A 19,300-nucleotide genomic window follows, 5' to 3' on the forward strand; every position below is an offset into this window, starting at 1 on the left:
GAGCACATCGATGAGAACCCCGCCTCAAACATTCGGAACGCTCGCGGCAACCCTGTCCGCGGGCGTTCTGCTTTTTGCCGCGCAGGCATCCGCCCAGACCGCCTCGCCGCCAAGCGCGACCGCCACGCGGCCGGCAAAGGTGCTGCCCGACCAGACCTCGGCCCCGAACAACGCGCCGCCGGCAACGGCCGGCCAGACCACCGGTGAGGCGGCCAAGGATCCCACGATCAAGCAGATGAACGACGACGAGAAGCGGAAGGTCGACAGCAAGGGCAAATAGCCCGTTGCAAGGACAGGCAAGCAGCCGGAGACCTGAAGGAGAAGGTTCCCCGCCTCGGGAATTTTGCGAGCTGGCATCACTCTGGTCATTCGTCATTCCCCGGTGCGCAATTGCGCGCCTGATGGCTCGCGAAGCGAGAACCCGGAATCCATCAGGCCGCAAGGTGTGCGGCGAAATGGATTCCGGGCTCATGCTTCGCATGCCCCGGAATGACGGTGATGGTGAGCGGACCGGGAAGCGGCGGTCTCCCCAACCGCCGCCTCCCGATCGCATCGCCCCCTGTCCGATCACGCTCCGGATCGCGCGCTACTTCTTGTTGAGCGCGAACACCCAGATCACGCCGCCTTGCGGCACGTTGTTCTCGAAGCCCGCGACCTTGCCGGCCAGCGCGTCCTGGATGCGCTGCGCGTCGACGCCCCAACCCGACTGCACCGCGATGTATTGCGTGCCGTCGACCTCATAGGACATCGGCATCGCCATGATGCCGGAGTTGGTCTTCTGCTCCCACAACAGCTCGCCGGTCTTGGCATTGAAGATGCGGAAGGCGCGGTCGTTGGTGCCGCCGGCGAGCACCAGATCGCCCGCGGTCGCGGTCACCGAGCCGAACAACTGCGAGGTCTTGTAGTCGTGCTGCCAGACCTTCTTGCCGGTCGCCGGATCCCACGCCTGCAACTCGCCGAAATGATCGGCGTTGGGCGCCGGGAATAGTCCGATGTCCTCCGGCTTGGTGCCGAGCCAGAGCTGACCGGGAACCAGCGGCTGCTTCTCGCCGGTGAAGCCGCCGCAGAAGTTTTCATTGGCGGGAACGTAGACCAGCTTGGTGTTCGGACTGTAGGCCGCCGACGGCCAGTCCTTGCCGCCCCACAGCGACGGACAGAACTCGACCCGTTTGCCGAGCACCGGCTTGTGGTCGGGATCGAGGATCGGCCGGCCGGTCTCGGCCTCGATGCCCTTCCAGACATTGGTCTTCACGAACGGCCAGCCGGCGACATAATTGATCTTGTCGGGCTTGCGCTCCAGCACCCAGAAGATCGCATCGCGGCCGGGGTGGATCAGGCTCTTGAACGACCGCCCCTCGCGTTGCAGATCGATCAGCATCGGCGCATCGACCTCGTCCCAGTCCCATGAATCGTTCTGGTGATACTGGAAATGGGTCTTGATCTTGCCGCTGTCGGGATCGAGCGCCAGCACCGAGCTGGTGTAGAGGTTGTCGCCGGGATGCATCGAGCCCGGCCATGGCGAGGCGTTACCGATGCCCCAATAGACCGTCTTGGTGTCCTTGTCGTAGGTGCCTGTCATCCAGGCCGCGCCACCGCCCGACTTCCAGTCGTCGCCGCTCCAGGTCTCGTGACCGGGCTCGCCCTCGCCGGGAATCGTGAAGGTGCGCCAGAGCTCCTTGCCGCTGCCGGCGTCGAAGGCGACGACATAGCCGCGCACGCCGAACTCACCGCCGGAGCCGCCGACGATCACCTTGCCGTCGACCACCAGCGGCATCAGGGTCATGTACTGACCCTTCTTGTAGTCCTGCACCTTGGTGTCCCACAGCACCTTGCCGGTCTTGGCATCGAGCGCGACGACGTGATCATCCGTGGTGGCGAGATAGAGCTTGTCCTCCCACAGGCCGACGCCGCGGCTGGTCGGATGCAATTGGAACAGGTCGTCGGGAAGTTGCCGCTTGTAACGCCAGTATTCCTCGCCGGTCTTGGCGTTGAGCGCGATCACCTGCCCCATCGGTGTCGCGACGAACATCACGCCGTTGTTGACGATCGGCGGCGCCTCATGGCCCTCGAGCACGCCGGTGGAGAAGGTCCAGACCGGCTTGAGGTCCTTGACGTTGGAGGTGTTGATCTGGTCGAGCGGACTGAAACCCTGTCCGTCATAGGTCCGGCGATACAGCATCCAGTTGCCGGGTTCGGGATTTTCGAGACGGGCTGACGTCACCGGACTGTAATTGTCGATCGGTCCTGCGACTGCAATGGTCGAGATGAGGCACGTGAACGCGACACAACTCGACAGCAACAACTGCTTCCTGGTCATGAGATGCTACCTCCCTGCTCTGTTTTGTTTTTCAGTTATTATTTTGAGCACGATCTCTTCGGAAAACCGCTTCACACTTTTCCGGATCATGCTTGGATCATGCAGAAATCCCGATGCGGCCTCATCCTCCCTGCTGGGCACCCACCTTTCCGACGAATGGCGCTGCGACCGTGATCGCGCCGTCGGCGACCATCAGCGGCAAGGCCGCGAGGCGACGTGGCGCCGGCCCGAACACGACCTGCGCACTCTGCCGCGGATCGTATTCAGAGTTGTGACACATGCATTTCAGGACGGTCTTGTCGCCCTGCTCCTGCTTGACCCAGGCGGTGACCGGACATCCGGCATGCGAGCAGATCACGGAGTAGCAGACGATGCCGTCCGGCGCGCGGGCGCGCGTGGCGTCGTCGAACTCGTTGGGATCGAGCTTGACCAGCACGACCTCGTTGAGCCGCGAGCCCTTGCGGATGACGGAGGTTTTCGGGTCCTGCGGCCAGGCGCGAACCGGCGGTCCGCCCAATGTCAGATCGTCCGACTTGATGACCTGGCCGGCCTTGTCGCCCTCGGCACGCACCAGCAGATCGGCTTTTTGCGGCCGCTCACTCGCGCCGGGTTGCTCGTCATCGTCGGCGGATACGGGCTCGATCGCCGCGAGGCAGGCGCAACCCGCCAATGCGGTCAGCAGCGCGCGGCGCGTCGGGTCCGCGCAGCCATCCGCCGGATCGGATTCACCGATCGGTCCGACGGAAGCGCTGGGGTTGGACTCCGACATGACGCAAGCTGAGCGTGCAACTCGGCCGAAAAGATGGCGGCACGCATTCACCACGCAGCAACGCAGGCGCAAAAACGACTTTGCAGCTTTTGGTTGATCGACGGCGCGGCTACGCGACTGCCGAGGTCAGGATCGTCGGATCAGGGCTCGTTGACGAAGGTCAACCTGCCCGCAGGTTTCAGCGTCTTTGCATCAAATGTGCGGATCTCGGTTGCACCGCCTATATCGAGCGTGAGCACCAGCCGGTCGCCGGCCGTGCCGGTTGCGACGATGCGGGCGCCCTTCGGCAGCGCAGCAGTGACGTCGGACACCGAAACGGGGCTTCCCTCGCTGCGATAAAGGCGGTAGCCGATGGCGATCAACACGACCGCCACGGCCAAGGCCGAGGTCAGGCCCGCGATCAGCATCATGCGCCGCACCCGCGCGATCAGCGCGGCCTGGTCAGGGGTCGGTTCGGTCACGGCAGTGTCGGTCATCACGAGGCTCTATATCTTTGCAACAGGTTTCTTCGAATGGCGGTCAGAAGCTGGAGGTCATCGTCGCCGGCGACGAGGGCTCGGCCCGGCTTGACCGCGTGCTCGCGCAGCGCTCGCCCGAACTGTCGCGGTCCCGGCTGAAGGCGCTGATCCTCGCCGGTTCCGTGACCGTCAAGGACGCCGTCGTCCGCGACCCCGCTTATCATGTCGCCCAAGGCGATACGATCATAATCGACGTGCCGGAGGCCGTGCCCGCCGAGCCGAAGGGCGAGGACATCGCGCTCGATATCGTGTTCGAGGACGACGATATCATCCTGATCAACAAGCCCAGGGGCCTGGTGGTGCATCCCGCGGCGGGCCACGCCACGGGAACACTGGTCAACGCGCTGATCTCCCATTGCGGCACCAGTCTTTCGGGCATCGGCGGGGTCAAGCGGCCGGGCATCGTGCACCGCCTCGACAAGGACACCACCGGGCTGATGGTGGTCGCCAAGAACGACCAGGCCCACCAGTCGCTGACCGCGCAGTTCGCGGACCACGGCCGCACCGGCCCGATGGAGCGCGGCTACATGGCGTTCGTCTGGGGCGTGCCGAACCGGCCGCACGGCACCATCGACGCGCCGATCGACCGGCATCCCCATGCCCGCGAGAAGATGGCGGTCCGCCAGGGCGGCCGCGAGGCGATCACCCATTTCGAGGTGCTGTCGAGCTTCGCCGGCCGCGACGGCAAGCCGGTCGCCTCGCTCCTGGCCTGCCGGCTGGAGACCGGGCGGACCCATCAGATCCGGGTCCACCTCGCCCATCTCGGCCACCCCCTGCTTGGCGATGCCGTCTATGGCCCCCATTTCAAGACCAAGGCCGGGCACCTCAGCGCGGAAGGTAAGGACGCACTTACCGCCCTCGACCGGCAGGCCCTGCATGCCTATCTGCTGGCTCTGGAACACCCCCGCACCGGGGAACTTTTACACTGGGAAGCCCCCTTGCCGGAGGATTTGCTTCTCCTGCAACGGGCACTGGTAGCGGCGGTATGACGCACCCCTCCCGGAAAAGCCACGCTATGACAACAGGTTATAGCTGGCACACGGGGACGTGACGTCAGCAATCCTTCCCTATCACGGACAGTTTGGTGTATGTTGCACCTGCGTTGAATATCCAACGCGGAACATCGCAGCATGGCCGGCTTTAACCCAGCGGCCACCTGCCGGGCCCGCCGCTATCGGGGGTCTGAACCACTGGAGGGCGCTCGAATGGCCCGTACAGCTACGTTGCCGGTTCTCAATGGAGAATCTGGCCTTTCACGTTACCTCGCCGAGATCCGCAAGTTCCCCATGCTGGAGCCCCAGCAGGAGTACATGCTCGCCAAGCGTTGGCGCGAGCATGACGATCGGGACGCGGCGCATAAGCTCGTCACCAGCCACCTCAGGCTCGTGGCCAAGATTGCCATGGGCTATCGCGGCTACGGCTTGCCGATATCCGAAGTCGTCTCGGAAGGCAATGTCGGCCTGATGCAGGCGGTGAAGCGATTCGAACCCGAGAAGGGCTTCCGTCTCGCCACTTACGCCATGTGGTGGATCAAGGCGTCAATACAAGAGTACATTCTGCGTTCCTGGTCGCTCGTGAAGATGGGCACCACCGCGAACCAGAAGAAGCTGTTCTTCAACCTGCGCAAGGCGAAGAGCAAGATCTCCGCGCTGGAAGAGGGTGATCTCCACCCCGACCAGGTGAAGCTGATTGCCAAGCGCCTCGGCGTGACCGATCAGGACGTGATCGACATGAACCGCCGCCTCGGCGGTGACGCGTCGCTCAACGCCCCGATCCGCGACGACGGCGAAGCCGGCGAATGGCAGGACTGGCTGGTCGACAACTCGCCCAACGCCGAAGCCTTGATGGCCGAGAGCGAGGAGTTCGATCATCGCCGTCAGGCCCTGAACGGTGCGATCGGCGTGCTCAACCCGCGCGAACGCCGCATCTTCGAGGCGCGGCGTCTGGCGGATGAGCCGATGACGCTGGAAGACCTCGCCGCCGAGTTCGGCGTGTCGCGCGAGCGCGTGCGGCAGATCGAGGTCCGCGCGTTCGAGAAGGTGCAGTCGGCCGTCAAGGGCACGATTGCCCGCCAGGAAGCAGCTCTCGAAGCCGCGCACTAAATCGCGCGGCGACGAGCAAGCCAACAGACACGAAAGCCGGCGGCAACGCCGGCTTTTTTGTTTTTGGGCAGGCTCCGCCGTCGTCCTCCGCGAAAGCGGGGGACCCAGTACGCCGCGGCGGTCGAGAGGGGGCTCTGAGCTTGCCGCAAGATGCTGGCGGGTGTATGTGCTGCCGCCCGGCACGACATCGTGCCCTCAGTTCAACGCTCACGAAGGAGGCGGCATGAAACGTAGATCGAACATCCTGACCGCCCCGATCGGCTGATCGGCGATCGGTCATGAGCTGAACGCCGCTTCGCGGCCGTTCTCCATTCATCATATCTCGCTACGAGGGGCGTAACGCACACGGCGTTGCGCCGTGTCGTGATGTATTTGCGGTTCGTTACACCGCTCATCCACCCGCATAGCCGCGTGGAGAGCGGCTTCTTTCGTGCGTCCTGGCATCTCTATCGCAACGACTGTCCGGACTGGATCCGGCAGGCATTGTCGGACGAGTTCGACTGGTTCAGCCGGCATCTGCCGATCCCCGGGCGTATCGCGCGGCACTTCAAGCGGCGCGATTCGATCCATGGCATCTGCTGGTTCGATCCCGACGCCCGCGAGGCGATCAGCCGCGCGCGCTATTGCGCCTGGCTGCTCGAAGAGGGCGGCCTGCCGGTGCGGACAATCACCACCTCGCGGCAGCGCGAGGTGATCTGGCGGGACGCGCACCAGATCGTCACCAAGCCGACCGCTGATCTGCCCAGGGCGTTCGCCTAACCGCGGAGCCACGGATCAGATGGAGGTCGAAGGCCATCGCTCACGGCTGCGATCGGGCACCGGCGGTTTCGGCCGCCGGTTTGCCAGCGCGCGTCTCGCCAAGAGCAAAGACAATGAGATCCCCTGCTCACGCCAAAGACGATCGCATGCGGAGACAACCTGGCGGGCATTGTCCTCGGGGCCATCCTTCGAGACGCCCGCCTTTGGCGAGCTCCTCAGGATGAGGTGTTGTCGTGCGGCACCATTTTAGACCCTCATGGTGAGGAGCGCCGCTTGCGGCGCGTCTCGAACCACGAGACCAAGCACCTCGCCGAGACCCAACGGAGACGATAGCCCCGCTACTCGCCCCACTCGCGCGCCATGGTCGCGAGCGCGCAGCCTTCGCAGTAGCGGGCGTCCTTGAAGTCGATCCAGTTGTGCGCGTAGACGTGATCCAGCGGGATGCCGTAGCGCGCGCGCAGCAGCTTCACCAGCACGCGCCAGGCTGCGATCTGCGCGTCGGTCGGGCCCTTGGTGACATCTGGATAGTTGCCGGCGAACTCGACGCCGATCGAGGTGTCCTTGTTGACGTGGCGATAGGTCTTGCTGTTGTCGATGTATTTGTTGTCGTTGCGATCGGCGCCGTCGGTGTGGGTCGGCACCAGATTGTCGGCGACCGCCCAATAGACCGTGCCGTCGGTCTCGACCCAGACCATGACGCCGCGCCGGGTCGGGTGCTTGTGCTGTTCGGCCGCGCCGTAGCGCGCCGAACCGGCCGGCCCTTCGGTTTGATGCACGATGATGTTGCGCCAGCGATGAGCCTTGGCGACATCGCCCCAGGGCGACAGCCAGACCATCTTCAAGCCGGGAATCTCCGGCGTGCCCTGCGACCGGGCGATCGCAGCGAGATCGGGCGCCTCGGCGAATGCCGGCACGGACAGTACCAGCGCGAGAAGTACGGTGAGCAGGCGAGGCGTCATGACGGCAGGATCCAGTGTCACGCTTGAGTTCAGCAACGGCCTCTTCTCACCTCTCCCAAGGGAGAGGCGGAGCCTGCCGCCGCTCCAGCTCAACATGGTCTCACCGCACTCCAGCACGGTCAGGCGCGGCGCAGGCTCGCCTGCATCGGTTCGAGCATCTCGGGCGGCAGCTTCGGTTGATAGGTCGCATATCCGTTCTTGCCGCCCTTCTTGGCGTCGTAGAGTGCGTGGTCGGCTGCGGCGATCAAGCGGTCGGGATGCAGCCCGATCTCGCGGGTCCATTGCGCGACGCCGATCGAGACCGCGATCGGGATGTCAGCGCCGGCGCACTGCTCGGCATCGGCGCGGCAGACCTCCAGCACGCGGCGGGCGATCATCGCGCCCTCGCGCAAGGTCGAGGACGGCAGCACGATGCAGAATTCGTCGCCGCCGGTGCGGGCCAGCATGTCGCCAGGCCGCAGCCTGGTCTGCGCCATCAGCGTGAAATGTTGCAGGCAGGCGTCGCCGGCGGCGTGGCCGTGGGTGTCGTTGATGCCCTTGAAACCGTCGAGGTCGATCACCAGCAGCGCGAATGCCTCGCCATTGCGGTCGGAGCGCGCGCATTCCTCGGTCAGGCGTTGCAGCAGATGGCGGCGGTTGCCGACGCCGGTGAGATCGTCGAGCAGCGCGAGGTCGGCGACCTCGGTGCGCAGCCGGTCGATCGCCATCAGCAGGAAGCCGAAATTGAGCGCCATCGACAGGAACACCATCAGCAGGATCGCCAGCGACTGGCCCGCATTGAAGCGGACGAAGGAGAATTCGCCGGGATGCAGCAGGGCGCCGACGAGGCGCAGCGCATAGATGCCGATCAGCACGGAGGCGACGACGCCGGCAAGCCGCGCGCCGGGATTGACCCGGCCGTTCTCGCGCGACAGCAAGAGCTTCAGCGTCAACGCGAACGGCATGACCTGCGCGACGGTATAGACCAGGATGCGCATCGGCATGCTGTCATAGGCAAAGATGAAGACGCCAAGGCCGACGAAGGCGAACGCGCTGCACAGCGCGGTGCTGCGCCAGCGCACCGGTTTGCCGTAGAACCGCTCGATGCCCATCGCGGCAAGGCCGGCGGCGAACACCATCAGCGTGCCCGCTGCGATCAGCGGCAAGAGCGAGCCCGTGATCATGACGCGGAACATCGCGCTGGAGGCACCGGCGGATGCGACGAAGGCCGACGCGGTCCAGAACCGCGCCGCGCCGAAAGCTGGATAGCTGTGCGCGACATAGGCCCAGATCAGGCCGAGCGCGAGAAAATTGATAACGAAAACCGTCCAAAGCGTCGGAACGCTCAACATCGCCCCTGTTCGAGACCGTACCGGCCTCGCCTCTCCTGAAATGACTTGCCGCCCCCAGAGCATGATCTTTCGGAAAACCGCTGCGCGCTTTTCCGGATCATGCCCAGGGCGTTCCCTCCCAATGACAATCCCCGTTGCCTTACGGGAGAGGATGCGGCCGCGCCGCTTAACGGACTCTCACCCGCGACCCGTCAATCCGCGCCGTGGTTTTGAATTGATGAAGATACGCGCATCCGGCATTTGCGCGCCGTTAAGCATGGCGACGCGATGGCGTGACGACGCGCGGCAGCAGCAGCGCCACGAGAAAATTGGCGAAAACACGTAACAACTGTGGATAACACGATGACAGCGCCGTGACAGCGCGCGGCAGCAGCCTCCGAATCTGCTCAGTTTGATACTGAGGATGTTGCGAGGCTGGCCCTCCGCCAAGCATGCCTCGGAGTCGCGTTCAATCCATGAAACCCTGAGAGGATACTATGGCTAAGAAAGCGAAGAAGGCGAAGGCGAAGAAGGCCCCCAAGAAGAAGAAGGCCGCCAAGAAGAAGTAACCCGTTTCTCGCCCGGGTAGCGGCTCAGCCCTGCCCGGGCACCCAGACCGGAGCGACCGGCCCAGACCTCAACTCCGGATACACCATTCGAACAATTCGGCCCCTGACAGAGCGGGCAACATGGCAGGCGCAAGGCCTGCTTTTTTATTGCCCGCACCGCTTTTGTTGCCGGTGGCAGGCGCGGACGAAGACGCCGTCAGCGCTCCGCGAAGGCGAGCTTGGCGCCGAGCACCGCAAAGCCCGCGGCAAAGCTCCGCCTGAGCCAGGCCATCACCTTCGGCCGGGTGATGACGCGATCGCGCACCGACGCCGCGAACAGCCCGTAGATCGCGAACACCGCGAAGGTCATCGCCATGAACACGCCGCTGAGCTCAACCATCCGCGCCAGCGGATGGGCCTCGTCGACCGCGATGAATTGCGGCAGGAAGGCCAGGAAGAAGATCGACAGTTTCGGGTTGAGGATGTTGATCAGGATCGCGGTCACGATCACGCGGCCGTTCGAGCGCGGCTTGATCTCGGTGTCGACGGCCAGCGCGCCGCGCTCACGCAGCGCCTGCCAGGCCATGTAGAGCAGATAGACCACGCCGCCCCATTTCAGCGCCGCGAACGCCATGGCGCTGGTGTGCAGGATGGCGGCAAGGCCCAGCATCGCAGCGATCATCTGCGGCACGATCCCGAGCGTGCAGCCGAACGCCGCCGCCACGCTCGCCCGCGAACCGCGGGTCAGCGCGACCGCCAGGGTGTAGAGCACGCCGGTGCCGGGCGAGGCGACCACGATCAGGGTGGTCAGCAGGAAGGACCAGGTCATTGCAGTTCCTCGATTTCAAATTCTTGAGTCAAACCCTTGGGGGGCACGTCATTCCAGATCTCGCTTCAGATAGTCCAGCACGCGCGGGAAGGCATCCTTGCGCGCCTCGGGATCGGTCCCGATCACGGGGATCGAGCCATCCCGCATCGTATAGGCCGGCAGCTCGGTGCGCGGCAGGTTCGGCGCATCGAACGCATGCACCGCGCCGGGATAGCTCTTCAGCTCGACCGGATTGCCGCGCGCCTTGGCCGCCGCGATGAAGGCGTCGCAGGGCTTGTACGGCGTCCAGACGTCGGCCTCGCCGATCAGCACCAGCAGCGGCACCCGGCTGGTCCAGCCATTCGGCTCGACATTGGTGAAGGGCCTCGATTGATAGATGTCGGCGCAGGCGCCGGGATAGAACGCCACCGCGGCCCTGAAATCCTGCGCCAACTCGGCCGGCCGGCCGATGCTCCTGTCGTTGATCGAGAGCAGCACCACGCCGCCGCCCTGCGACCAGCCCATCAGCGCGATGCGGTCCGGCTTCACGAAGGGCTGCGCCTGCAAATAACGCAGCGCGCCATAGGCATCCTTCGGCCGCTCGCGCCACATCCTGCGGCTGTCGGGCCCGCGCGAGCAGGTCTGGCCGAGCCCGCGCGGCGTCGCGCTGTCGACGATCAGGGTGACATAGCCCTGCACCGCGAGCGCCCGCGCCCAGGCGCGATAGAGGCCGAACACGCGGCCCTTCTTGTCATTGAGGCCGGAACAGCCATGCATCAGCACCACCGCGGGCCGCGGCGTGTCGTCCTCGCGGCGGTCGAGATGACCGATCAGGTCGGTGGTGCCGTCGAGTGAGGGGAAATTGACGATCGTCTCCGCCGCGGCGGGCGCCGCGGTCGCGAGCACGAACCAGACCAGTCCGATGATCGGCCACAGGCGGCGCATCAGCCGCCAATATCACGCTGCCCGGGCGGGCGGAAGCGACCAGCGCCCGCCCGCCACACGTCGGCGCTGACAAACGCGTTATGAAGGCCTCGACCGGCCGCCCGGCAGCGTCGACGCCTTGGTCTCGGCGAGCCGGATCACGTCAAGCGGCGCCCACGGCTTGGCCCAGAACAAGGCGCCGTCCGGCAGGCGCTGACGCAGCGGCTTGCCCGAAGTCACGATCACGTCGAGGTCGGGCTTGTGTTTCTTCGCCGCATGGGCAAGCTCGACGCCGGTCATGTTTCCGGCGAGTTCGACGTCGGTCATCATCAGCACGACGTTGTCGCCATTGCCGAGCAGCACCAATTCGGCAGCCTCCGCGCTCTCGCAGGCGATGACGTCGAAATCGCTTTCCTCCAGCAGCAAGCCGATCATCTCGCGCTGCATCGGGTCGTCCTCGACGACCAACGCCTTCGCACGATCGGGCCTCGACTGTCCCATGGTGTGCCTCCTCTGTTCTGATCGCCTGGATTGATCGCCGCGTGAAAACGAACACTGACTAAATGCCTAAAATCGCTGGATGGTTCAGTTCCAATTTGAGAAAAGCGGGGAACCGCCGTGTTCCCGCATGGCCACCACCACCCTCGTCGAGATGGAGCCGACCCGACATGACTGCGATCTCTGGATCCGCCGCTGCCGTGACCGGAGCCGCCAGCGGCATCGGCCGCGCACTGGCGCTTGAACTCGCACAGCGCGGCTGCGACCTGGCGCTCGCCGACCGCGACGAGGCCGGTCTACAGGCGACGGCCGCCGAGATCGCGAAAGCGAGCCCGCGCAAGGTCACCGTGCATCGCCTCGACGTCGGCGAGCCCGACCAGATCGCGGCATTCGCGGCCGCCGCCAGCGCCGCGCATCCCGCGCTCAACATCGTCGTCAACAATGCCGGCGTCGCCCTGCTCGGCCAGTTCGGCGAGATCGAGCAGGCCCAGATGGAGTGGCTGTTCAACATCAATTTCTGGGGCGTGGTGCACGGCACCCGCGCCTTCCTGCCGTATCTCGCGCGGCAGCGCGAGGCGCATATCGTCAACGTCTCCTCGATCTTCGGCATCGTGGCGCCGCCCGGCCAGAGCGCCTATTGCGCGGCCAAGTTCGCGGTCCGCGGCTTCTCCGAAAGCCTGCGCCACGAGCTCGCGGTGGCGAACAGTCCGGTGCGGCTCTCGGTGGTGCATCCCGGCGGCGTCGCCACCAACATCGCGCGCAATTCGCGCACCGGGGCCGGCGTCACCGACAATGCCCGCCGCGTGCAGTCGATCGAGCGCTTCGACGCGTTGGCCCGGACCACGCCGACTGCGGCCGCGCAGCGCATCATCGCCGGCATCGAGAAGAACCAGCCGCGCATCCTGATCGGCAACGACGCCCGCTTCATGGACCTGCTGCAACGCTTCCGCCCCGGCACCTACTGGAAGGTGCTGCAACGGCAGATCGAGAAGGCGACCGCGAAGGTGGCGGGGGCCGGTGCCAAGTAATCGGTGTCACCACCCGCGCATGCGAAGCGGCAGCCGGCGCAGATAACTCTGTCGTCGTCCTTGCGAAGGCAGGGACCCATAACCACAGGGTTGGGTTGGCGAAACACGCTGGGGCCGCAGCGTCAGACATCATGAGCAGTCGTGGTTATGGGTCCCGGGTCGCGCTGCGCTTGCCCGGGACGACACTGAATCTGTTGCGCGATTGTCGGGTTGCGCATCCACGGCGGACAAGAGAGCTCAACCCAGCTGCTTCTTCACCCCAAGCGCCAGCCGGAACAGCGGGTCGCTCTTCTCCGACGGATACAGCGCGCTTCGCGTCACCTGCGGAAAATTGTCGTTCTTCCAGAACGACACCGGCGCGAAGGAGAATTTCGCGACCAGCCGCCGACCGAAATCCATCTCGTAGGGAAAATAATTGTCCTTCTGCTCGGTGCCGGACATTTCAGGATATTCGCCGAGCAGATAGCCCTCCTGGATATGCGGCCGCACCGCCGATGGCGGGCAGACGCTGGAGAGGCGGACGATCTGGAGGCCGGCCTCCGCGCTCGCGGTGATCGCGCCAGAGAGGTTCGGCACGCCGAGCACATAGAGGAAGGCGGTGCCGGTCTCGGCCAGCGAGGCGAACGACGCCGCGATCCGGATCGAATGGGTGACGTCGAGCAGCGGCGTGGTGCAGACCTCATAGTGTTGCAGGATCGACCAGCGCAGGATGCGATGCCGCTTCAGCCGCTCCAGCCCGAGCAGCTTTGCCTTGGCATATTCCGCGACCAGGACCTGCTCGGCGCGGCGCAGGGCCTCGAAGCGTTGAACCAGCATCGCCTGATCAGGGTTGCCGCGGCCGCCGCGAAACAGCGTCGGCTTCAGCGACGAGTTGTTCTTGACGTTGCGGTGATCCGCGCCCTGGCCGCGAAACAGCAGCACGTGGTCGCGGTTGAGGAATTGCAGCTCGGCGATCTTGGTGGCGAGCTCGAGATAGGAGCCGACGCGATGGCCCGGCCCCTCGCGCACCGCCGAGTTCTTCGCGATCTGGCATCCGCGGCGGTCGAAGAACGACCAGATCTTCTGGCTGCCGATGGTTTCCATGGGCCTCGAACTCTCAACCCGTCATTCCGGGGCTCGCGAAGCGAGAGCCCGGAATCCATTCTTCTACACGTGATGCGGCTCGATGGATTCCGGGCTCGCGCCAAGAGGCGCGCCCCGGAATGACGGGGATGACCGCAGCGCCCTCACCGCCCGACGAGCTGATCGGCAAAATACCCGATCGTCTTGCGATAGATCACCGCCCTGTTCCATTCGCGCATCGCCTCGAAATTGGCGCTACCTTCGCCATAGGGCGCGCCCATCTTGAAGCCGTTCGAGTGCAACAGGTTCGCGGTCGAGGCCAGCACGTCGGGCACCGAGTGGCGCAGGTCGACATGGCCGTCGCCGTCGAAGTCGACGCCGTATTTGATGTAGGACGACGGCAGGAACTGGGTCTGGCCGATCTCGCCGGCATAGGCGCCGATCATGTCGTTCAGACGAAGATCGCCGCGTTGCAGGATCTTGAGCGCGGCGAGCAGCTCGCCCTGGAACAGGTCGGTGCGGCGGCAATCATGCGCCAGCGTGGCGAGCACGCGAAACACCGGCAGCTTGCCCATGTCGCCCTTGCCGAAATCGGTCTCCAGCCCCCAGATCGCGACCAGGATCTGGCGCGGCACGCCGTATTGCTGCTCGATCTTCGAGAGCAGCGCGGCGTGACGCTGCAACATCGCGCGGCCGCCGTTGATGCGCCCGGGCCCGACGCGGGTCGCGACATACTGCTCGAAGGTCTTGTTGAAGGTGTAGCGCTGCCGCCGGTCGAAGGCGAGCACCCCGCCATCCTGCTGCACCCCGCCGAGTGCCTGCGAGATCACATCCTGCTGGATGCCGGCCGCCGCCGCCTCCTGCGAGAACGACTGCACGAAGGCCGGAAAACTGCCGCCGCAGCGGGCGGCATAGGAGGGGGTGGCAAGCAGCAAGGCGCCGAACACAACCGCCAAACGACACCTGAGCATGCAACAATCCCTCCTGCTTCGAATGACCAATCATGCCATGGAGCAAACGAGGCCGTCAAAGCGTCGGCACCGACATTCCACCCACGCGCTCGTCCCGCCGGCGCGCACCAGTATCCGCACCCTCGCCCTTCCAGCTCCGCGGCGCGTTCACCAGGCTGACCAGCGTGTAGCTGACGATCACGAGCAGGAACCAGGACCCGAGCTTCTCGATTCCGACCATCGACCAGCCGAGCCGCTGCGAGGGATAGAGCCAGGTCTTGGTGAAGGTGCCGATGTTCTCGGTGAACCAGATGAACAGCGACACCAGCACGAGGCCGAGCAGCAGCGGCATCGAACGATGGCTGGTCCAGACCTTGAAGTGGACGCTGGTGCGGCCGAACAGCCAGATCGCCCAGGCGAACAGCCCCCAGCGCAGGTCGATGACGTAGTGGTGGCTGAAGAAGTTGACATAGATCGCCACGCTGAGGGCGATCAGGCCGAGCCGGCGCGGATGCTGCGAGAAGCGGAAATCGAACAACCGCCAGCAGCGGCAGATGTAGCTGCCGATGCAGGAATACATGAAGCCCGAGAACAGCGGCACGCCGCCGATATGGAAGATGCTGGGCTCCGGATAGATCCAGGAGCCGACCCGCGTCTTGAACAGCTCCATCGCCGTGCCGACGACATGGTAGATCAGGATGACCCTGGCCTCCTCCCACGTCTCCAGCCGGCCGGCGAGCAGCACGAGCTGAACGGCGAGCATCGAGAGGAACAGGAAGTCGTAGCGCGCCAGCGCCGCATCCGGCGGATAGAAGCGCCAGGTGCCGATCATCAGCGCGACGGCGATGCCGCCGAACAGGCAGGCCCAGGCCTGCTTGATGCCGAAGCGCAGGAATTCGTAAGGAGCCGCGGTCCAGCGGCGCTGTGCCATGACCAGGCCGAGGCGATGCTCGCCGGCGATGAAGCGACGCAGCGCCGGCCAGTTGGCCGCGGCGCTGGCGATGGGTTTGCCTTGACGTGTCAGCCTGTGATGCACGCCGCGCAAGGTCGCGACGGATCACGGTCGCAGCGCGGCGGAGATGTGCAGATTTCCCTCAATCCCTGAGCTGCCGCTCCAGCCCGTCGAAATCGATCTCGGCCCAGCATTCCGAGAGCTTGCCGTCCCGGATGCGCCAGAACGTCATGCCACGGAATTCGACGTGGCGGCCGGTCGGCTGGATGCCGCGCCACAGGCTGCGGTGACGGCCGCGCCAGACGAAGCGGCCGGCGACCATGTCGCGCTCGGCCACCAGGCATTCGGCCACCGCCGACAGCTCGGCGAAGGTCTCATGCATCGCCGCCGCCTGCGCGAGCACCTCCTCGGCACTCAGCCGCTTGCCCACGGCATGGTCGAAGAAGTCGGACGCCAACTGCGCGCGGATCGCACCGGCATCGAGCCGGTTGGTCACGGCGTCATGATGCGCGAGCACCAGCGCCTTGTTGGCCTCGAGGGTGGCGTGGGACATCGGAGGAGGCTTCTCGAAAAGGGAGAGTTGTAAAAAAGGAAGATGCGCCTCATACGCGAATCGCATGGTGCAATGCAAGTGACGATGGTCAGAAAAGCCCGGGCTTTCGCCCGCCCTTCGTTTGAACGGCGATCCGAAAGACGGCTGTCATGAGTTGGCTCGATGGCCGCCCCCGAGCGGTAACATCATCCGACGCCGGCCATGCACGCGGCGGCAACGATCCGCACGCGGCGGGAACCGGCGGGTGCACGATGCATGAACGCCGCCCGTGTCGGCTGCGACGAAGCAAGACACATTCGCCATGCCGGTTCCCCCCGCGCGCGGCTGCCGTCGCGTCTTGTTGATGCAATGCCGGGCCGTTAAAGCCGAGCAGGCTGGCTGCACCGACGCCGTCATTCGCGGGAACGAAGGGCGCGCTCCATGATGAGGTACCATTGCTGATGAAGTCCGCCGACGCTTTCGCCCGCACGCGCAAGGCCGCTGCATCGCTTGCCATCATCTTCACGCTCGGCGCGCCCCTGGCGGCAACGAGCATCCCGGCGGCAGCGCAGGACAAGCGTGCGCAGGCGCAACGCCCTGCCGCCACGCAGGCCGTCGCCACGCAGATGAAGAACGCCATCGCGCTGACGCGCAGCGGCAAGATCGAGGCCGGCGCCGCGCAGCTCACTGCCGCGCTCGATGCCGCGGACAAGCTCGACGATCCGCAGTTCGTCATGGAGCGATATTACGACGCCACCGCCACGCTGCGTGCGGTCAAGCGCGACGACCTCGCTGAAAAGCTGTTCGTGCGCGCGTTCCAGAGCAAGGCGGCCGCACAATCGCCGCCCGGCAATGCCGATGTGCTGCTGGAATACGCCATCCTGCTGTCCGACCACGCCAGGATCGCGAAAGCGGTCCCGCTCTACATGAAGGGGATCGCGGCCTTCAACGCCTATTGGGGCGAAGGCTCCGAGGAATCGCTGATCGCCAGCGACAAGCTCGCGGTGGCGCTGTCGGCCAACGGCTCGGCCGCGTCGGCGACCAATCTGGGCCGGCACAATTTCGAGCGCTCGGAGAAGGCGCTGGGGCCCGACCATCGCACCACCGCGAAGCTCGCCAACAATTATGCCGACATGCTGCGCGAGATCGGCGCGCCGGCCAAGGCGCTCGAGCTCGATTTGTTCGCGATCGAGAAGCGCGTCAAGCGTTACGGCGAGAACCATCTCAACACGCTGGTGACGGTCAACAATGCCGGCCAGGATTTCCTCAACCTCGGCCGCTTCGACGAAGCGCGGCGCTATTTCCGCCGCCACCGCACGATCGCGGTCGCGATGGCGCCGAAGGATCCGAGCTTCGCCGGCCAGGCCGATGCCTGGCTGTTCTACACCGACATGCTCGCTGCCGGCGATGCCGTGATCTCGCCAGCCGACCTGACCCGGCTGGAGGCGATCGTCGCCAATGAGGAGAATTTCGCCGACTTCCTGCGCATCAAGGCCGCGGTGCTGGCCGCCGGCAAGCGCGAGCAGCGCGGCGAACCGGATGCGGGCATGCGGTTGCGCGAGACCGCGCTTGCGATCTCGACCCGCGCCTTCACCGCGCAGCATCCGATTTCCTTCGAGATCAAGCTCGGCATCGCAGTTGCCCTGATCGCGACCGATCCGAACCGCGCGGTGCAGAGCTTCACCGCGCTCGACCGCGAGATGTTCGCGTGGATGAAGCGCGAGGTCGGCACCGCGGGCGATCGCGCCGTCGCCGAGGCGATCCGCGCCCATGCCGACCATCTGCTGTTCGCGTTCGGCCGCTTCGCGACCGGGGCCGGATCATCGGTGGCGCAGCCGGCCTTTGCCGCCGCGGTGCTGCGCTGGAAGACGCTTGGCGGCGGCGACGCCACGGCGCTGCGCCGGCTCGAGACCCAAATGGCGGGCAAGGACGAGGAGACCGCGACGCTGCTGCGTGCGGCGCTGCGGCTGAATGGCGAGAAGCAGGAGCTGTTCTCGTCGGGCAATATCGACGACTGGGCGCGATCGGTGTGGGGGCGGCAGGACGCCGCCGAGAAGGCTTTGAACAAGCGACTCGATGCGATCGGCGTGACGCTGCCGCAGGACCCGATCCGCCCGTCGCAACTGCTGGCGGGCAATGAAGCCGTCATCAACTACTTCATCACCCGGCAATGGAAGGCGGACCGTCAGTCGAAGCAGCCGCTCGCCGCCAGCGTGCTCTACGCCATCGTCGAGACCGCGCAAAGCGAGCCGCGCGTGATCGATCTCGGCGATCCCGGCAAGATGGTCGACACCGCCGTGCGGACCGAGATCGCGCGGCTGCGCGCGACGCGGGCGACCATGCCCGATCTCGACGCCAGGGGGCTCGACGGCAAGGGCCGCTTCCAGAACCTCCGCGAGCGGCTGTTCGCGCCGCTGGAGCCGGTCCTGAAGGACAAGACCACGCTCTACGTGGTGCCGGACGGCTTCCTGTTCGCGGTGCCGTTCTCGCTCTTGCCCGGCGCCGATGGCGGGCTGCTGGAAGACAGGTTCACGATCCGGATGCTGACCAGCCCCGATGCGCTGATCGCGATCCATGCGCGCGAGACGCTCGAGAAGACGGGCGCGATGCTGCTTGCCGGCGGCATCGAATATGGCGTTCCCGGCCCGATGCCGCTGCCCGGCACCAAGACCGAGATCGAGGCGATCGCAAAGCTCGCCCGCGCACGCGGCGCGCCGGTCGAGATGCTGAGCGGCAGCGGCGTCAGCGAAAGCACGCTGCGCGACAAGATCGGCAAGGCGCGCATCGCGCATCTGGCGACCCACGGCTTCTATCACGACAGCACGGCGTCCGGCCTCGATACGCTGTGGCAGAGCGGCATCGTGCTGTCCGGCGCCGGCGACAGCCGTTGGCCGCTGCGCGACGACAAGGACGGCTATCTCTATGCCTTCGAACTGATGGACTGGGACCTGTCCGGACTCGATCTGCTGGTGCTGTCGGCCTGCGAGACCGGTCGCGGCGACGAGAGCTTCGTCAGCGGGCTGCGCGGCCTGCCGACCGCGCTCGGCATCGCCGGCGCCCGCCGCGCGCTGCTGACGCTGTGGCCGGTCGCCGACGAAGGCACCGCGAACTTCGCCGTGCGCTACTACGAGCACCTCGCCGACGGCATGACCTATTCGGATGCGCTGCGCCAGACCCGGCGCGATGCACGCGACGGCAAGGTCGCCGGCGCCAACGACCCCAGCGTGTGGGCTGCCTTCGTGCTGTTCGAGGGCTGAGGCGGAT

Annotated in this window: 18 protein-coding genes; 6 read left to right on the top strand and 12 right to left on the bottom strand. The window is 65.7% G+C overall.

Going from position 1 to position 19,300, the window contains the following annotated elements:
- The first annotated feature begins 10 nt into the window (after nt 1–10).
- Complete coding sequence (locus CWS35_RS36560; protein WP_024581014.1) at nt 11–280, top strand: hypothetical protein; 270 nt, start codon at nt 11–13, stop codon at nt 278–280.
- Between the two features lie 306 nt (nt 281–586).
- On the opposite strand, the gene CWS35_RS36565 is transcribed toward CWS35_RS36560, so the two are convergent.
- The 3 genes from CWS35_RS36565 to CWS35_RS36575 all read right to left on the bottom strand — a co-directional run bounded on the left by CWS35_RS36565 (nt 587) and on the right by CWS35_RS36575 (nt 3,562).
- Nucleotides 587–2,317, bottom strand: coding sequence for a methanol/ethanol family PQQ-dependent dehydrogenase (locus CWS35_RS36565; protein ID WP_100955859.1), 1,731 nt, complete (start codon nt 2,315–2,317; stop codon nt 587–589).
- A gap of 121 nt (nt 2,318–2,438) precedes the next feature.
- Complete coding sequence (locus tag CWS35_RS36570) at nt 2,439–3,086, bottom strand: ubiquinol-cytochrome c reductase iron-sulfur subunit (protein WP_100955860.1); 648 nt, start codon at nt 3,084–3,086, stop codon at nt 2,439–2,441.
- A 140-nt stretch (nt 3,087–3,226) separates the two neighbouring features.
- The gene (locus tag CWS35_RS36575; protein WP_024581017.1) at nt 3,227–3,562 is read right to left on the bottom strand and encodes a hypothetical protein; all 336 of its coding nucleotides are present in this window, start codon (nt 3,560–3,562) and stop codon (nt 3,227–3,229) included.
- A gap of 50 nt (nt 3,563–3,612) precedes the next feature.
- On the opposite strand from CWS35_RS36575, the gene CWS35_RS36580 reads away from it, so the two are divergent.
- From CWS35_RS36580 to CWS35_RS36590, 3 genes are all read left to right on the top strand, one after another.
- Nucleotides 3,613–4,593: an RluA family pseudouridine synthase gene (locus CWS35_RS36580; protein ID WP_100956978.1), complete on the top strand. Its 981-nt coding sequence runs from the start codon at nt 3,613–3,615 to the stop codon at nt 4,591–4,593.
- A 216-nt stretch (nt 4,594–4,809) separates the two neighbouring features.
- Nucleotides 4,810–5,706: an RNA polymerase sigma factor RpoH gene (gene rpoH / locus CWS35_RS36585; RefSeq protein WP_024581019.1), complete on the top strand. Its 897-nt coding sequence runs from the start codon at nt 4,810–4,812 to the stop codon at nt 5,704–5,706.
- A gap of 411 nt (nt 5,707–6,117) precedes the next feature.
- The gene (locus tag CWS35_RS36590; protein ID WP_245438804.1) at nt 6,118–6,465 is read left to right on the top strand and encodes a hypothetical protein; all 348 of its coding nucleotides are present in this window, start codon (nt 6,118–6,120) and stop codon (nt 6,463–6,465) included.
- A gap of 338 nt (nt 6,466–6,803) precedes the next feature.
- On the opposite strand, the gene CWS35_RS36595 is transcribed toward CWS35_RS36590, so the two are convergent.
- The 5 genes from CWS35_RS36595 to CWS35_RS36615 all read right to left on the bottom strand — a co-directional run bounded on the left by CWS35_RS36595 (nt 6,804) and on the right by CWS35_RS36615 (nt 11,515).
- Complete coding sequence (locus tag CWS35_RS36595; protein ID WP_100955861.1) at nt 6,804–7,424, bottom strand: peptidoglycan recognition family protein; 621 nt, start codon at nt 7,422–7,424, stop codon at nt 6,804–6,806.
- A gap of 119 nt (nt 7,425–7,543) precedes the next feature.
- Nucleotides 7,544–8,755: a GGDEF domain-containing protein gene (locus tag CWS35_RS36600; protein WP_100955862.1), complete on the bottom strand. Its 1,212-nt coding sequence runs from the start codon at nt 8,753–8,755 to the stop codon at nt 7,544–7,546.
- Nucleotides 8,756–9,499: 744 nt separating this feature from the next.
- Nucleotides 9,500–10,111, bottom strand: a complete 612-nt coding sequence (locus tag CWS35_RS36605; protein ID WP_100955863.1) for a LysE family translocator — start codon at nt 10,109–10,111, stop codon at nt 9,500–9,502.
- 48 nt (nt 10,112–10,159) lie between these two features.
- A complete protein-coding gene (locus CWS35_RS36610; protein WP_100955864.1) occupies nt 10,160–11,035 on the bottom strand; it encodes a dienelactone hydrolase family protein in 876 nt (291 codons plus the stop codon).
- Nucleotides 11,036–11,113: 78 nt separating this feature from the next.
- Nucleotides 11,114–11,515 carry a response regulator gene (locus CWS35_RS36615; RefSeq protein ID WP_024581025.1) on the bottom strand — a complete coding sequence of 134 codons (402 nt, stop codon included), beginning with the start codon at nt 11,513–11,515 and terminating at the stop codon, nt 11,114–11,116.
- 167 nt (nt 11,516–11,682) lie between these two features.
- Here CWS35_RS36615 and CWS35_RS36620 point away from each other — a divergent pair, with 167 nt between their 5' ends.
- Nucleotides 11,683–12,540 carry an SDR family oxidoreductase gene (locus tag CWS35_RS36620; protein WP_100955865.1) on the top strand — a complete coding sequence of 286 codons (858 nt, stop codon included), beginning with the start codon at nt 11,683–11,685 and terminating at the stop codon, nt 12,538–12,540.
- A gap of 237 nt (nt 12,541–12,777) precedes the next feature.
- Here CWS35_RS36620 and CWS35_RS36625 read toward each other — a convergent pair whose 3' ends face one another.
- From CWS35_RS36625 to CWS35_RS36640, 4 genes are all read right to left on the bottom strand, one after another.
- Nucleotides 12,778–13,623, bottom strand: coding sequence for an FRG domain-containing protein (locus tag CWS35_RS36625; protein ID WP_100955866.1), 846 nt, complete (start codon nt 13,621–13,623; stop codon nt 12,778–12,780).
- Between the two features lie 143 nt (nt 13,624–13,766).
- Nucleotides 13,767–14,573, bottom strand: a complete 807-nt coding sequence (locus CWS35_RS36630) for a lytic transglycosylase domain-containing protein (RefSeq protein WP_100955867.1) — start codon at nt 14,571–14,573, stop codon at nt 13,767–13,769.
- 55 nt (nt 14,574–14,628) lie between these two features.
- Nucleotides 14,629–15,588, bottom strand: coding sequence for a DUF817 domain-containing protein (locus CWS35_RS36635; protein ID WP_245438805.1), 960 nt, complete (start codon nt 15,586–15,588; stop codon nt 14,629–14,631).
- 58 nt (nt 15,589–15,646) lie between these two features.
- Nucleotides 15,647–16,057 carry an ester cyclase gene (locus CWS35_RS36640; RefSeq protein WP_157817351.1) on the bottom strand — a complete coding sequence of 137 codons (411 nt, stop codon included), beginning with the start codon at nt 16,055–16,057 and terminating at the stop codon, nt 15,647–15,649.
- Nucleotides 16,058–16,497: 440 nt separating this feature from the next.
- Here CWS35_RS36640 and CWS35_RS36645 point away from each other — a divergent pair, with 440 nt between their 5' ends.
- A complete protein-coding gene (locus CWS35_RS36645; RefSeq protein WP_100955869.1) occupies nt 16,498–19,293 on the top strand; it encodes a CHAT domain-containing tetratricopeptide repeat protein in 2,796 nt (931 codons plus the stop codon).
- The last annotated feature ends 7 nt before the right edge of the window (nt 19,294–19,300 follow it).

The sequence above is a fragment of the Bradyrhizobium sp. SK17 genome, assembly GCF_002831585.1.
In the GTDB taxonomy this organism is placed as follows: domain Bacteria; phylum Pseudomonadota; class Alphaproteobacteria; order Rhizobiales; family Xanthobacteraceae; genus Bradyrhizobium.

Bases quoted from the DNA above. Each gene is read 5' to 3' on its own strand.
- CWS35_RS36560 (WP_024581014.1), top strand. From the start codon at position 11: ATGAGAACCCCGCCTCAAACATTCGGAACGCTCGCGGCAACCCTGTCC.
- CWS35_RS36565 (WP_100955859.1), bottom strand. From the start codon at position 2,317: ATGACCAGGAAGCAGTTGTTGCTGTCGAGTTGTGTCGCGTTCACGTGC.
- CWS35_RS36570 (WP_100955860.1), bottom strand. From the start codon at position 3,086: ATGTCGGAGTCCAACCCCAGCGCTTCCGTCGGACCGATCGGTGAATCC.
- CWS35_RS36575 (WP_024581017.1), bottom strand. From the start codon at position 3,562: ATGACCGACACTGCCGTGACCGAACCGACCCCTGACCAGGCCGCGCTG.
- rpoH (WP_024581019.1), top strand. From the start codon at position 4,810: ATGGCCCGTACAGCTACGTTGCCGGTTCTCAATGGAGAATCTGGCCTT.
- CWS35_RS36595 (WP_100955861.1), bottom strand. From the start codon at position 7,424: ATGACGCCTCGCCTGCTCACCGTACTTCTCGCGCTGGTACTGTCCGTG.
- CWS35_RS36600 (WP_100955862.1), bottom strand. From the start codon at position 8,755: ATGTTGAGCGTTCCGACGCTTTGGACGGTTTTCGTTATCAATTTTCTC.
- CWS35_RS36605 (WP_100955863.1), bottom strand. From the start codon at position 10,111: ATGACCTGGTCCTTCCTGCTGACCACCCTGATCGTGGTCGCCTCGCCC.
- CWS35_RS36610 (WP_100955864.1), bottom strand. From the start codon at position 11,035: ATGCGCCGCCTGTGGCCGATCATCGGACTGGTCTGGTTCGTGCTCGCG.
- CWS35_RS36615 (WP_024581025.1), bottom strand. From the start codon at position 11,515: ATGGGACAGTCGAGGCCCGATCGTGCGAAGGCGTTGGTCGTCGAGGAC.
- CWS35_RS36620 (WP_100955865.1), top strand. From the start codon at position 11,683: ATGACTGCGATCTCTGGATCCGCCGCTGCCGTGACCGGAGCCGCCAGC.
- CWS35_RS36625 (WP_100955866.1), bottom strand. From the start codon at position 13,623: ATGGAAACCATCGGCAGCCAGAAGATCTGGTCGTTCTTCGACCGCCGC.
- CWS35_RS36630 (WP_100955867.1), bottom strand. From the start codon at position 14,573: ATGCTCAGGTGTCGTTTGGCGGTTGTGTTCGGCGCCTTGCTGCTTGCC.
- CWS35_RS36640 (WP_157817351.1), bottom strand. From the start codon at position 16,057: ATGTCCCACGCCACCCTCGAGGCCAACAAGGCGCTGGTGCTCGCGCAT.
- CWS35_RS36645 (WP_100955869.1), top strand. From the start codon at position 16,498: ATGAAGTCCGCCGACGCTTTCGCCCGCACGCGCAAGGCCGCTGCATCG.